Origin of the sequence: Streptomyces sp. NPDC005722 (assembly GCF_040630935.1) — a bacterium.
Taxonomy (GTDB): Bacteria; Actinomycetota; Actinomycetes; order Streptomycetales; family Streptomycetaceae; genus Actinacidiphila.
In genome coordinates this window covers 117,517-131,331 of sequence record NZ_JBEXYN010000008.1, presented here as the reverse complement: position 1 = coordinate 131,331, position 13,815 = coordinate 117,517, and the positions used below count along the sequence as shown (strand labels likewise).

Here is a 13,815-nt window from a genome sequence, read left to right as displayed (position 1 = left end):
ATGTATCCCAGGTCGCCGGGGGAACCCGGAGGAACGGCACCGCGGGGCTATAGCTCAGTTGGTAGAGCGCTTGCATGGCATGCAAGAGGTCCGGGGTTCGAATCCCCGTAGCTCCACTTCCGCAGTGCGATGAGAGCCCGTCCGATCGGACGGGCTCTTCGCGTTGGCCGCCCGTGCGCGGCGGCTCCCCACCGCCGTCGGCGCACGCCGCGTGGCCCGGACGTGACAGGGGCCCGGCACCGAAGCGGTGCCGGGCCCCTGCGCCGTGCGGCCGCGGTCAGCGGCGGCCGCCCTCGTCCATGCGCAGCGCCAGCGCGGGGCAGCGGGCCACCGCGCGCTGCGCCGCCGCGTCCAGGTGCGGCGGTACGGGCGTGCCCGCGATGTCGGGGTAGCCGTCCCGGTCCAGCCGTACGATCTCGGGCAGCACGCCGGCGCACAGGCCGTGACCCTTGCACAGCGTCCAGTCGACGTTCAGCCGCTTGGTGCTGGTCGCCGCGGCCGCCGATCCGGCGGAGCCGCCGCGCGGCGCGGGCGGGTCGGACTTCAGCAGCGGCAGCACACCCACCGTGGGGCGGCCGCAGCCGCCGCCGAGGACGTGGGCGGCCAGGTCGTCGGTGAAGGCGTTGATGGTGGACATCACGAAGCGCATCGAGCCGTCGGGGTGCTTGCACACCCCGCGTCCCTTCACCGCGACCGCGGTCTGCCGCAGTTGCTCCAGCGCGGCCTGCCCGCCGCCGTTGAGCACGTCCTGCAGCAGCCCGGCCATCCGGGGCAGCCCGAGGCGGCACGGCCCGCACTGCCCGGCCGTCTCCGCGGCCAGCCACTGCGCGACCCGCAGCGACTCGCCCAGCGGGCACAGGCCGGGGTCGAGGGGGAGCAGGGCACCCGCGCCGAGGGTGGCCTTGTGGGCCTCCAGGCTCTCGCGGGCGATGGTCACCATCGAGGCGACGCTGGGGTCGATCCAGTTGCCGTGGTAGCCGCCGACGAGCACGCCCTGCCCGGGGTTCCCGCCGCACATCTGCAGGATGTACGACATCGGCACGCCCGTCGGGGTCTCCACGACGGTCTGCCGGGGCACCGAGCCGGAGACGGTCAGCATGGCGGTGCCGGGCTCGCCCGGGGCACCCGCGGAGCCGAAGCGGATCGCTCCCATGCGGGCCCCGATGGCCAGTTGGGTGAAGGTCTCGGTGTTCGAGAAGAGCGTCGGCATCCCGCCGAGGCCGGACTCGCTCGCGCTCACCTTCTTGCCGGGCGGCAGGGGCAGCCCGCCGTTGGCCGCCGAGATGATGCCCGAGGACTCGCCCGACACGAAACGCTCCGGCATCCGCACGATCCGGGCCCTGAGCTGGCGGCCGCGCTTGCTGCCGAGGCCGCGCTCGGCCAGGGCGTCGCGCACGGACTGCTCGTTGGTGTCGCGGGTGACGCTGATGACCAGTTCGCGGGCGCCGAGGACCTCGGCGCACAGCAGGGCGCCGTCCAGCATCAGGTGCGGGGCGCGGCGCAGGATGACCGCGTCCTTGCGGCAGGCCGGCTCGCCCTCGCAGCCGTTGACCATCACGGCGGTCGGGGTGCCGCGGCGGCGCGCCGCCTCACCGACGGCCTTGAGCTTCTTGTAGAAGGGGAAGCCCGCGCCGCCCCGGCCGCGCAGGCCCATCAGCTCGGCGAGGTCGAGCAGTTCGCCCTCGGTCATGGTCGGCATGGAGCCGTGCACGTTCAGGTGGGTCACCCGGTCCAGGCGCTCCACCTCGTCGAAACCCGCGGTGATCCGGGGCAGCCCGACGGTCCGTACGTCGGGCAGCACATCACCCGCCCCCGAGCGAGGGGCGGGTGACCGGTCCGGTATGGCGGGAACGCTCATCGTTGTCCTTCATAGGGTCCGGGCGTGGACTGCTGCCAGGCGATCGGCTGGAGCCGGTCGGCCCCGAGCGGGTCCGCGTCCGGTGCGCCGCCCGGCATCGGCGTGCCCCACGCGGGGGTGCCGTCCCAGCCGGTCTGCTGGGGTTGCTGCTGGTACGGCACCTGGGGTTGCTGCGGGTACGTCGCCTGGGGTTGGGCGGGTACCTGCGGCATCTGCATCGTGGCGGCCGCGGGATCCATGCCGAGGGTACGGTCCGGGGCCGGGGGAGGGACAGCCGTGTACTGCTGGGCGGTGGGGAAGTTGGGCAGCGGCGGCAGCGGTTCGCTGTAGGCGCTCGCCAGGCTGGGCCCGGTCTCCTCGCGCGGCACGGCACGCCGGCGGCCGCCTGAGCCGCCCCGGGACGCGGCCCGTTCGCCGCCGAGCTTGCGGAAGGAGGCGGAGCGCTCGCGGGTCTCGGGGAAGAGCGCCTCGCCGCGCGTCCTGCGGAGCCGGTAGACGAGGCCGATGGCGACGCCCACCAGGCAGATCGCGTAGGCCACGACGATCCACGACTTGGCGGAACGGCCGGACTGCAGGCCGTGGATGAGCGCCATGCACCACGACGCGTACGCGGTGCTGTGCAGGATGCGCCACCGCACCGGGTGCCGGTTGGCGGCGAAGACGCTGCGCATGGCGCCCGTGGCGGCGGCGAGGATCATCAGGTAGGCGGCGAGCACGCCGAGGGCGATCAGCCCGTCCCGGCCGGTCACGCCGAGGGGGAGGAAGGCGCCGGCGGTGGTGACCCGTACCTCGACGACCTTCGTCGTCACGTGCAGGACCAGGAACCCGATCGCGGCGACGCCGAGACCGCGGTGGATGCCCTGGGTGAGCAGGCGTTCGCGGGGCCCGAGGAAGAAGGTGTCGGTGGACACCAGGCCCCAGATGACGGTGCAGCTCAGGGAGACGAGGGTGAGGACGCCGGCGCCGAAGTCCAGGAACGCCCGCAGGTACGGACCCGCGGTGACGGCGAGGACGAGCAGGGCGGCGGCGGTGCCGGCGATCGCCCAGGCGCGGGGCGACCGTGCGGCGCGAAGGGCCCCGGACAGGACGTCGCTCGCCGGTATCGGGGGGGTCCGGCGACCGTCCGGGGACTGTCGGTTGGTGCGCATGCGGCAGACGCTAACCCGTACGGGTGGCCGGAACGATCGTCTTTCGACAACCCGGGATGAGGATCATTACGAACTGCTAACGTTGGTTTGTTCGGGCTCCGTTCGGCAAGGATGATCGGTCCTTCGGCGGAGTGTCCGGTCCGCGGCACCGAATGTCCGGATTCCGGAGCGATTTTCCGTCCCAATTGCCCTTTCGTGGGCCTTCCTTGAGATCTTCTTGGCGAACGCATGTCCCTGGCATGAGCTGTTCACGTGAAGAGTGGCGTGGCGGTCCACGCGCGTCACGGTTCCGGCGCGCCGCCGTTCCGCGAGAACTTCACACAGCAGGGGGTTACATGAGTTCCACCCGCTCGAGAAGGCGGGCCGGCCTGGCCCTGGCGGCGACGCTGCCGCTGGTCGCCGGTGCGCTGGCGATGGGCATACCCAGCGCCCAGGCCGACGCCCCGCACGGACGGCACGGCCTCGCCGGCAGCAAGCCGGCCTGGGCCACCGCCAAGGCCGACAAGGGAGCGACGGCGGACTCGGCCGCGGTCACCCTCCGGGTGTACCTCGCCGGCCGCGACGCCCAGGGCCTGGCGGCCTACGCCAAGGCGGTGTCCGACCCCGGTTCCGCCTCGTACGGCAAGTACCTCTCGGCGCAGCAGGCCAAGGCCCGTTTCGGCGCTACCGCGCAGCAGGTCGCCCAGACCCGGCAGTGGCTCGAGTCCTCCGGCCTGAAGGTCACCGGTGCGAACGACCACTACCTGACCGTCACCGGTGACGTCGCCGACGCGGAGAAGGCGTTCGGCACCCAGCTCCACAACTACGCCAAGGGCACCCGGACTTACCACGCCCCGACCGGGACCGCCTCCGTCCCCGCCGCCCTGGGCGGCGCGGTCCTCACCGTCACCGGCCTGGACAACTCCCCGCGGCGCGCGCGGCACCAGGACACGCTGCCGCCGCCCGGCGCCGTCTTCAAGAACGCCGGCCCCTTCTCCACGTACTACGGGTCGAACACCGACAAGAAGCTGCCGGTCGCCTACGGCACGCACGCCCCGTACGCCGTCAAGGGCTACACGGGCAAGCAGCTGCGCGCCGCCTACGGCGCGGGCTCGTACAACGGCAAGGGCGTCACCGTCGCCATCACCGACGCCTTCGCCTCCCCGACGATCGTCGCCGACGCCAAGAAGTACGCGGCCCGCAACGGCGACGCGGCGTACAAGCGCGGGCAGCTCTCCCAGGTGCTGCCGCGCGACTACCGCTACACCAGCCCCGAGGAGTGCGACGCCTCCGGCTGGTACGGCGAGGAGACCCTGGACGTCGAGGCCGTGCACGCGGTCGCCCCGGCCGCCGACATCACCTACGTCGGCGCCTCCTCCTGCACGGACGACGACCTGCTCGACGCCCTCGCCAAGATCGTCGACCACCGGCTCGCCGACATCGTCTCCAACTCGTGGGGCGACCTCGAGTCCAACGAGACGCCGGACATCGCCGCCGCCTACGACCAGATCTTCCAGACCGGCGCGGTCGAGGGCATCGGCTTCTACTTCTCCTCCGGCGACGCGGGCGACAACGTCGCGAACCCGCTGGGCACCGGTGCCAAGCAGGTCGACACCCCGGCGAACTCCCCCTGGGTCACCTCCGTCGGCGGCACCTCGCTCGCCGTCGGCAAGGGCGACAAGTACCAGTGGGAGACCGGCTGGGGCACGCTGAAGGCCTCCCTCTCCGCGGACGGCTCCGCCTGGACGGCCTTCCCCGGCGCCTACACCTCCGGCGCGGGCGGCGGCACCAGCAAGCTCTACGCGCAGCCCTTCTACCAGCGCGGCGTCGTCCCCAACGCGCTCGCCCTGGCCAACGGCGGCACGGTCAAGCAGCGCGTCGAGCCGGACATCTCGGCCGTCGCCGACCCGAACACCGGGTTCCTGGTCGGCCAGACCCAGGCCTTCCCCGACGGGTCCTTCCAGTACAGCGAGTACCGGATCGGCGGCACCTCGCTCGCCGCGCCGGTCATCGCGGGCGTCCAGGCGCTGGCGCAGCAGGCCCGGCACGGCGTGCCGATCGGCTTCGCCAACCCGCTGATCTACGACCGCTACGGCACCGGCGCGTACCACGACGTGACCGACCACCCGCTGGGCCGCGGCAAGGACCTCGCGGTGGTCCGCGTGGACTACGCCAACGGCTTCGACGCGGCGGACGGCCTGCTCACCTCGCTCCGCAGCCTCGGCAAGGACAGCTCGCTGTCCGCGGTCGTCGGCTACGACGACGTGACCGGCGTCGGCACCCCGGCGCGCGGCTACCTCGACTCGTACAAGCCGCACCACCGCTGAGCACGGCCGGGAACGGCACGGAAGGGCCCGCACCGGGGGGAACCTCGGTGCGGGCCCTTCCCGCTCTGGGGTACCCTGACCGCATGCGTGCCGTACGCCTTCTGCTTAGCAAGCCGTGCTGACCAGGTTCGATGTCAGCGCGGCGCCCCTCCTGTGCGAGGGGCTTTTTCGTTTCCGCAGTTCCGCGGTTCCGCAGGCAGATGTCCGTACGGCGGCCGGGCCGCAGGCCGTCATGACAGCGATGGAGTACCAAGGACGATGAGCGAGACCACCCCCGCCGCGGAGGCGGCTGCGCCCCACCGCTACACGGCCGCCCTGGCCGCCGACATCGAGGGCCGCTGGCAGGACTTCTGGGACGAGCACCAGACCTTCGCGGCCCCGAACCCCACCGGTGACCTGGCCGGGGACGGCGAGCTGGCCAGGCCCAAGAAGTTCATCATGGACATGTTCCCGTACCCCTCGGGCGCGGGGCTCCACGTCGGCCACCCCCTGGGCTACATCGCCACCGACGTCTTCGCCCGCTTCCAGCGGATGACCGGCCACAACGTGCTGCACACCCTGGGCTTCGACGCCTTCGGCCTGCCCGCCGAGCAGCACGCCGTGCAGACCGGCGAGCACCCCCGGGTCACCACCGAGGCGGCCATGAACAACATGAAGTCCCAGCTGCGCCGGCTGGGCCTGGGCCACGACAAGCGCCGGTCGTTCGCCACGATCGACCCGGACTACTACAAGTGGACCCAGTGGATCTTCCTGCAGATCTTCAACTCCTGGTACGACCCCCAGGCCGACCGCGCCCGCCCGATCGCGGAGCTGGTCGAGCAGTTCGAGAAGGGCGAGCGCGCCACGCCCGGCGGCCGCGCCTGGGCGGAGCTGACCCCCGCCGAGCGCGACACCGTCCTGGGTGAGTACCGCCTGGCCTACGCCTCGGAGTCGCCGGTCAACTGGTGCCCCGGCCTGGGCACCGTGCTGGCCAACGAGGAAGTCACCGCCGACGGCCGCTCCGAGCGCGGGAACTTCCCCGTCTTCAAGGCCAAGCTGCGCCAGTGGATGATGCGCATCACCTCCTACGCGGACCGCCTGCTGTCCGACCTGGACGCGCTGGACTGGCCCGAGGCGATCAAGCTGCAGCAGCGCAACTGGATCGGCCGCTCCGAGGGCGCCAAGGTCGACTTCGCCGTCGACGGCCACGCCGGCACCCCGGTCACCGTCTTCACCACCCGCCCGGACACCCTGTTCGGCGCCACCTACATGGTGCTGGCCCCCGAGCACCCGCTGGTCGACACCGTGGTGCCGGCCGCCTGGCCGGAGGGCACCAAGGACGCCTGGACCGGCGGCGCGGCCACCCCGGCCGAGGCCGTCGCTGAGTACCGCAGGCAGGCCCAGGCCAAGTCGGACGTCGAGCGGCAGACCGAGGGCAAGAACAAGACCGGCGTCTTCAGCGGTGCCTACGCCGTGAACCCGCTGACCGGCACCCGCATCCCCGTCTTCGTCGCCGACTACGTCCTGATGGGCTACGGCACCGGCGCGATCATGGCCGTCCCCGGCCAGGACGAGCGTGACTGGGAGTTCGCCACCGTCTTCGACCTGCCGATCGTCCGCACCGTCCGGCCGCCCGAGGGCTGGGAGGGCGAGGCGTACACCGGCCAGGGCCCGGCGATCAACTCCGCCAACGACGAGATCGACCTGAACGGCCTGGAGGTCGCCGACGCCAAGCGCAAGGTCATCGCGTACCTGGAGCAGCGCGGCATCGGCGAGGGCACCATCAACTTCCGCCTGCGCGACTGGCTGTTCAGCCGCCAGCGGTACTGGGGCGAGCCCTTCCCGATCGTCTACGACGAGGACGGCGTGGCCCACGCCCTGCCCGAGTCGATGCTGCCGCTGGAGCTGCCCGAGGTCGAGGACTACTCCCCGCGCACCTTCGAGCCGGACGACGCGGACACCGAGCCCGAGACCCCGCTGTCCCGCAACGCGGAGTGGGTCCACGTCGAGCTGGACCTGGGCGACGGCCGCGGCGTGCGCCCGTACCGCCGCGAGACCAACACCATGCCCAACTGGGCCGGTTCCTGCTGGTACGAGCTGCGCTACCTGGACCCGCACAACGACCGCGCGCTGGTCGACCCCGAGATCGAGCGGTACTGGATGGGCCCGCGCGAGGGGCAGCCGCACGGCGGCGTCGACCTGTACGTCGGCGGCGCCGAGCACGCGGTGCTGCACCTGCTGTACGCGCGCTTCTGGTCCAAGGTGCTGTTCGACCTGGGCCACGTGTCGTCGGTGGAGCCGTTCCACAAGCTGTTCAACCAGGGCATGATCCAGGCCTACGTCTACCGCGACGGCCGCGGCTTCCCCGTCCCGGCGGCCGAGGTCGAGGAGCGCGACGGCGGCTGGTGGTACGGCGGTGAGCAGGTCAAGCGCGAGCTGGGCAAGATGGGCAAGTCCCTGAAGAACGCCGTCACCCCGGACGAGATCGCCGCCGAGTACGGCGCGGACACCCTGCGCCTGTACGAGATGGCGATGGGCCCGCTGGACGTCTCCCGTCCCTGGGACACCCGCGCCGTCGTCGGCCAGTACCGGCTGCTGCAGCGGCTGTGGCGCAACGTCGTGGACGAGGCGACCGGCGAGGTGACGGTCACGGACGCCGAGCCGGACGAGGACACCCTGCGCGCCCTGCACAAGGCGATCGACGGCGTCCGCCAGGACCTGGAGGGCCTGCGCTTCAACACCGCCATCGCCAAGATCACCGAGCTGAACAACCACCTGACCAAGGCGGGCGGCTCCGTGCCGCGCTCGGTGGCCGAGCCCCTGGTGCTGCTGATCGCGCCGCTGGCCCCGCACATCGCCGAGGAGCTGTGGCGGCGGCTGGGGCACGACGGGTCCCTGGCGCACGAGGACCTGCCGGTGGCCGACCCGGCGTACGTGGTGGACGAGTCCGTCACCTGCGTCGTCCAGATCAAGGGCAAGATCAAGGCCCGTCTGGAGGTGCCGCCGACGATCTCCGACGCGGACCTGGAGGCCCAGGCCCTGGCCGACCCGGCGGTCGTCGCCGCGCTGGACGGCGCGGGGGTCCGCAAGGTGATCGTGCGGGCGCCGAAGCTGGTGAACATCGTTCCGGCGTGACGCGTGACGGTGTGACGGCTGGGGTCGTCGGCGTGATGCCGGGCTGATCGTTCGGCCGGTCGGCCGGTCGGCCGATAGGCCGAGGTCGGTGTAAGGGGCGGGTAAGGGTTTTCCCGGAACCCTCGCCCGCCCCCGTCCGTTTACGGTGGACGAACAGCCGACCGAGCAGACCGGGCCGGTCAGACGACCGGGCCGACCGGGCAGAGGAGCCGCCGTGGATGTCGCCATCGCCCTGATCCTGCTGCTCTTCGCCTCCTTCGCGGCGCTCGGCGTCGTCGCCGCGGTCAAGACGGCGCGGGCGGTCAAGCGCGGGGTGGAGCGCACCGGCATCGAGGCCCGCCGGGTGGTCGAGGAGACCGGCCTGAAGGCCCGCCGCTACAGCCGGCCCGGGCCCGCCGGGAAACTCGCCGAGCTGCGCCTGGCGCTGCGCACGTCCGTCACGAGCACGGGGGAGGCCCTGGAGGGACAGGCCGCCGCCGACCCGTCGCTGAGCGAGGCCGTCGCCCTGCTCGGCCGGCTGCGCTCCCACGCCCAGGAGCTCGACGCGGAGCTGAGGCTGCTGGAGCGGGAACCCGACCGCTCCCGCATCGCCGCCCGGATCGGTGAGCTCGAGGAGCGCACGCGGCGCATCACCCACTCCGCGGACTCGCTGCGCTGGGCCGCCCAGGACCGCGCCCGGCGCTTCGCCGACGACGACCTCGCGGCGCTGGGCCGCGACATCGACCTGGAGGCCGGGGCGTTGCGCCACTGGGCGCCCGCGGCGCTCCCGGAGCCGGAGCCGGCACCGGGGTCGGAACCGCACATTCAGCCGGGGACGCGGCGCGAGCGGGCGTCCGAACCCGGCGCCGGGCAGCCGCCCAAGGCGCTGTGACGGGTCCGGCGCGGCCGGGACGGGAACCGGGGACGTTCACCCGGGTTCACCTCGGCGGAGCCGTACTGTCGCCGGGCCTTCCGCGCGGGTAACCTCCCGCACATGTCGTCCCATGTCGCTATCGTCACCGATTCCACGGCCTACCTGCCGCAGGAGGCCCTGACCCGGCACCGGATCACCGTGGTGCCGCTGGCGGTGGTGATCGGCGACGAAGCGCTGGAAGAGGGCACCGAGGTGTCGGCGCCCGCGGTCGCCCGCGCACTGCAGCGGCGCAAGCCCGTCACCACGTCGCGGCCGAGCCCGGAGGAATTCGCCGCCGCCTACCGTGCGGTGGCGGAGGCGGGCGCGACCGAGATCGTCTCCCTGCACCTGTCGGCCGAGTTCTCCGGCACCTACGACGCGGCGCTGCTCGCGGGGGCGCAGTCTCCGGTGCCGGTGCGCGTGGTGGACACCGCCATGGTCGCGATGGCCCTGGGGTTCCCGGTGCTGAGCGCCGCCGAGGCGGCGGAGGCGGGGGGTTCCGCGGACGAGATCGTGGCGGCCGCGGAGAAGCGGGCCTCGGACACGTCGGCGTACTTCTACGTGGACACCCTCGACTACCTGCGCCGGGGCGGCCGCATCGGCGCGGCGCAGGCGCTGCTCGGGTCGGCGCTCGCCGTGAAGCCGCTCCTGCAGCTGGACGAGGGCCGTATCCAGCTGCTGGAGAAGGTCCGTACGGCCTCCAAGGCCCTCGCGCGGCTCGAGGAGATCGTGGTGGAGCGGGCGGGCACCCGGCAGGTGGACATCGCCGTCCAGCACCTGGCCGCCGCGGACCGCGCGTCCGCCCTGACGGAGCGGCTGCGGGCGCGGGTCCCCGGGCTCAACAGCCTCGTCCTCAGCGAGGTCGGCGCGGTGATCGGCGCCCACACGGGGCCCGGGCTGCTGGGGGCGGTCGTCTCTCCGCTGTGACGTCTTTCGGGTGACGGGGTTATCCACAACTTGTGGATTGTCCACAGGATTTGAGCAAGATCATCTTGTGGGCGGTGTTCCGCCTACCGTCCCTGACATGGGATCGACCACCGCAACTCCTCGCCATCGCAGGCATCCGTCCGCATCCGCGGTCACCGCGACGTCCGCGGCGCCCCCGCAGGGGGCCGCGACCGCAGCCGCCCCCACCGCGGTCCTGGAACGGGCCGCCGCGCTCTTCGAGCGTTCTCCCGCACCTGCCGCGCGGCGGGGTGTGCCGGAGCCGCGGGAGCGACCGGGGCCGCCAGGGCGCGGGGCCGTGCCGGACCCACCGGGGCGCCGGGTCGGGGGCGCCTGGCGCCTGGCCCTCACCGAACGCCTCCCCACCTGGTTCTCCGTCCGCTGCGGCATCGAGGCCAGGACCGCGGCCGCTCTCGCCGTCGTGCTCCTGGTCGCCCTGGCCTTCGCCGTGCACCACTTCTGGACCGGCCGGCCGCGTACCGTCGCGGTGCCCCCGGTCGCGGCGGCGCTGCCCGCCGCCGCCGAGGCCCCCGTCGCCACCCGCCCGTCCGCCGCGGCCGGGCCACGGGCGCCGGACCCCACGCCGGGGGCGAAACCGGTGCTGGTCGTGGACGTCGCCGGCAAGGTCAGGGCGCCGGGGCTGCGGCGGCTGCCCGCGGGTTCCCGGGTGGCGGACGCCGTGGCGGCCGCCGGGGGAGCGCTGCGCGGCACGGACACCAGCGCCCTGAACCTGGCCCGGCTGCTGGCCGACGGGGAGCAGATCGTCGTCGGCCGCCCCGCCCCGCCGCCGGGCGCCGCCGCTCCCGGGGTGGCCGCCGCGAGCGGTCCCGTCAGCCTCAACACCGCCACCGCCGAGCAGTTGGACGCCCTGCCCGGGGTGGGCCCCGTGCTCGCCCGGCACATCATCGACTACCGCGGTCAGCACGGCGGCTTCACCTCCGTCGAGCAACTGCGCGACGTCAACGGCATCGGCGACCGCCGGTTCTCCGACCTCAAGCCGCTGGTCACCCCATGAGCGCGCCCGCGTCCCGCCCTGCGGTGCACGCGGCGGCCGCCTCACCGCGCGGCGCGTCGAACCCGCGTCAGGAGGGCCCGGCGGACCTGCGTCTGGTGGCGCCGGCCCTCGCCGCCTGGCTCGCCGCGGGCCTCGCCCTCGCCGTTCCGGGGCGAGCCGTGGTGGGGGCGTGCGCGGTGGCCGTCCTGGCGGCGTCGGCGTCCCTCGTCCGCCGGTGGACGACGGCGGCCACCGTGGTGCTCTGCGCGGCGGTGTCCGCGGCCGTGGCGGGGCTGCACGCCGCGGACCTGCACCGCGGCCCGCTGCCCGCCCTGGCGGCCGAACACGCGCACGCCAGGGTCGAGTTACGGCTGACCTCGGATCCCCGGCTGGTCCGCCCGCAGGTGCGCGGGGCCGTCCGGGCTCCGGACGCGGTGCTGGCGGAGGCCGAGGCCGTGCGTGTGGTGGCCCGGGGCGCGACGACGGCCGTCCGCACACCGGTCCTGCTGATCGCCCGGCAACCGGCCCGCACATGGCTGACGTTGCTGCCGGGGACGCGTGTCGACGCGCAGGCCCGGCTCGCCCCGGCGGCCGGTCCGGGCGACCGGGTCGCCGCGGTGCTGTCGGTCCGCGGGCCGCCCCGCGTCGTCGAACCGCCGGGCCGTGCGCAACGGGTGGCCGGCGGACTCCGGGCGGGGCTGCGCGAGGCCACCGAGTCACTGCCGCCCGACGCGCGGGCCCTGCTTCCCGGGCTGGTCGTCGGGGACACGTCCCGCATCCCGGTGGAGCTGCACGAGGCTTTCGAGGACACCGACCTGACCCATCTGACCGCGGTCAGCGGTTCCAACCTCTCCCTGGTACTGATCCTGCTGATCGGCCCGCCCGGCCTCGCCCTGCGCGCCGAGCGCGGCGGCCTGGCGCCCCGGCTGGCCCTCCCGCTCCGTGTGACGGCCGTGCTCGGGGGCGCCCTCACCGCGGCCTTCGTCGTCGTGTGCCGGCCTGACCCGAGCGTGCTGCGCGCCGCCGCCTGCGGACTGATCACGCTGCTGGCCATCGGCACGGGCCGTCGCCGCAGCCTGCTGCCCGCGCTGTGCGGGGCCGCCCTGCTCCTGCTCCTCCTCGACCCCTGGCTCGCCCGCTCCTACGGCTTCGCGCTGTCCGTGCTGGCCACCGGTGCGCTCCTGCTCCTCGCGCCGCGCTGGAGCGCCGCCCTGCGGAGGAGGCGGGTGCCGCCGCGCCTCGCGGAGGTCCTGGCCGCTTCGGCGGCGGCGCAGGCGGTGTGCGCGCCCGTGGTGGCGGTGCTGGCCGCCCACGTCAGCCTGGTCGCCGTGCCGTGCAACCTGCTGGCCGAACTCGCGGTGGGCCCGGCCACCGTGTTCGGTTTCGCCGCCCTGGCGGCGGCGCCGTTCGCCATGCCCGTCGCCAAGGCCCTCGCCTGGGTCGCCGGCTGGCCGGCCGGCTGGATCGCTTCGGTGGCCCGGCGCGGTGCCGCGCTGCCCGGGGCGACGGTCGACTGGCCCGGGACCTGGGCGGGCGCCCTGCTGCTGGCCGCCGTCACCGTCGTGGTGGTCGCGGCCGGGCGCCGGCTCCTGCGCCGCCCCTGGCTGTGCACCGCCGCCGCGCTGCTGCTCGTGGCCGCCCTCGTGCGCCCGGTGCCGCTGCCCCGCTCGGTGACGGGCTGGCCGCCGCCGGCCTGGCGGCTGGTGGCCTGCGACGTCGGCCAGGGCGACGCGCTGGTGCTCTCGGCGGGGGACGGCACCGCCGTCGTGGTCGACACCGGCCCGGAGCCCCGGCTCGTCGACCGCTGTCTGCGCTCCCTGGGGGTCACCGCCGTCCCGCTGCTCGTCCTCACCCACTTCCACGCCGACCACGTCGCCGGCCTGCCCGGGGTCCTGCGGGGGCGCTCCGTGGGCGCCATCGAGACCACCACCCTCGACGAACCGGCCGACCAGGCCGCCTTCGTCCGCCGCCAGGCGGCCGCCGCCCGGGTCCCCGTGCTGCGCGCGGCGCCAGGGGAGCGCCGCCGCCTGGGCCCCCTGGACTGGCGTGTGCTGTGGCCGGCCGCGCCCACCCTCCCCGCGGCCGCCGACGGCACCGCCGACGACGCCAACCCCAACGACGCCAGCGTCACCCTGCTGGTCCGCACGGCGGGGCTCAGCGTGCTCCTCCTCGGCGACCTGGAACCCGCCGCCCAGCGTGCGCTCCTGAGCGCTGTCCCCGACCTCCCGCCCGTCGACGTCCTCAAGGTCGCCCACCACGGCTCCGCCTACCAGGACCCGGCGCTCCTGGCCCGGCTCCGGCCCCGTCTGGCCCTGGTGAGCTGCGGCGCCGGCAACCCGTACGGGCATCCGTCGCCCCGCACCCTCGCCGCGCTGCGCGCCCAGGGCACCACCGTCCTGCGCACCGACCGGGACGGCCCGGTCGCCGTCCTGGGCGACCGGGAGGACCTGCGGGCGGCCGCGGGCGGTCCGTCGCCCGCCGCAGAGCGGGCCGTCCGGGGACGGCGAAGGGCCCGCGCCGGTGCGCGACCGGTACGGGCCCCAGGGGTGCCGGGGACG

General features: G+C 74.3%; 7 protein-coding genes, 1 tRNA gene and 1 pseudogene. 7 read left to right on the top strand and 2 right to left on the bottom strand.

The window, feature by feature from the left end:
• Positions 1-43 precede the first annotated feature (43 nt).
• Positions 44-116: transfer RNA gene (locus ABZ479_RS12805), tRNA-Ala, on the top strand.
• Positions 117-277: 161 nt separating this feature from the next.
• Here ABZ479_RS12805 and ABZ479_RS12800 read toward each other — a convergent pair.
• Positions 278-1,858, bottom strand: coding sequence for an NADH-ubiquinone oxidoreductase-F iron-sulfur binding region domain-containing protein (locus ABZ479_RS12800; protein ID WP_500461605.1), 1,581 nt, complete (start codon positions 1,856-1,858; stop codon positions 278-280).
• Entirely contained in the window at positions 1,855-3,006 is a 1,152-nt protein-coding gene (locus ABZ479_RS12795; protein WP_500461604.1) for a hypothetical protein, read from the bottom strand. The genes ABZ479_RS12800 and ABZ479_RS12795 overlap by 4 nt, the downstream gene beginning before the upstream one ends.
• Before the next feature lie 335 nt (positions 3,007-3,341).
• On the opposite strand from ABZ479_RS12795, the gene ABZ479_RS12790 reads away from it, so the two are divergent.
• The 6 genes and pseudogenes from ABZ479_RS12790 to ABZ479_RS12765 all read left to right on the top strand — a co-directional run.
• Positions 3,342-5,312 carry a S53 family peptidase gene (locus ABZ479_RS12790; protein ID WP_500461603.1) on the top strand — a complete coding sequence of 657 codons (1,971 nt, stop codon included), beginning with the start codon at positions 3,342-3,344 and terminating at the stop codon, positions 5,310-5,312.
• A gap of 258 nt (positions 5,313-5,570) precedes the next feature.
• On the top strand, positions 5,571-8,426 hold the full coding sequence (gene leuS, locus ABZ479_RS12785) for a leucine--tRNA ligase (protein WP_500461602.1): 2,856 nt from the start codon (positions 5,571-5,573) through the stop codon (positions 8,424-8,426).
• A 214-nt stretch (positions 8,427-8,640) separates the two neighbouring features.
• Entirely contained in the window at positions 8,641-9,297 is a 657-nt protein-coding gene (locus ABZ479_RS12780; protein ID WP_500461601.1) for a hypothetical protein, read from the top strand.
• A 102-nt stretch (positions 9,298-9,399) separates the two neighbouring features.
• Positions 9,400-10,245, top strand: a complete 846-nt coding sequence (locus tag ABZ479_RS12775) for a DegV family protein (RefSeq protein WP_500461600.1) — start codon at positions 9,400-9,402, stop codon at positions 10,243-10,245.
• A gap of 316 nt (positions 10,246-10,561) precedes the next feature.
• Complete coding sequence (locus ABZ479_RS12770) at positions 10,562-11,278, top strand: ComEA family DNA-binding protein (protein WP_500461599.1); 717 nt, start codon at positions 10,562-10,564, stop codon at positions 11,276-11,278.
• A pseudogene (locus ABZ479_RS12765) lies at positions 11,275-13,716 on the top strand (ComEC/Rec2 family competence protein); the annotation flags it as partial. The gene ABZ479_RS12770 and the pseudogene ABZ479_RS12765, both read left to right, overlap by 4 nt.
• Positions 13,717-13,815: the final 99 nt, after the last annotated feature.

Coding starts and splice junctions, on each gene's coding strand:
- ABZ479_RS12775 (WP_500461600.1), top strand. CDS start 9,400: ATGTCGTCCCATGTCGCTATCGTCACCGATTCCACGGCCTACCTGCCG.
- ABZ479_RS12795 (WP_500461604.1), bottom strand. CDS start 3,006: ATGCGCACCAACCGACAGTCCCCGGACGGTCGCCGGACCCCCCCGATA.
- ABZ479_RS12800 (WP_500461605.1), bottom strand. CDS start 1,858: ATGAGCGTTCCCGCCATACCGGACCGGTCACCCGCCCCTCGCTCGGGG.
- ABZ479_RS12790 (WP_500461603.1), top strand. CDS start 3,342: ATGAGTTCCACCCGCTCGAGAAGGCGGGCCGGCCTGGCCCTGGCGGCG.
- leuS (WP_500461602.1), top strand. CDS start 5,571: ATGAGCGAGACCACCCCCGCCGCGGAGGCGGCTGCGCCCCACCGCTAC.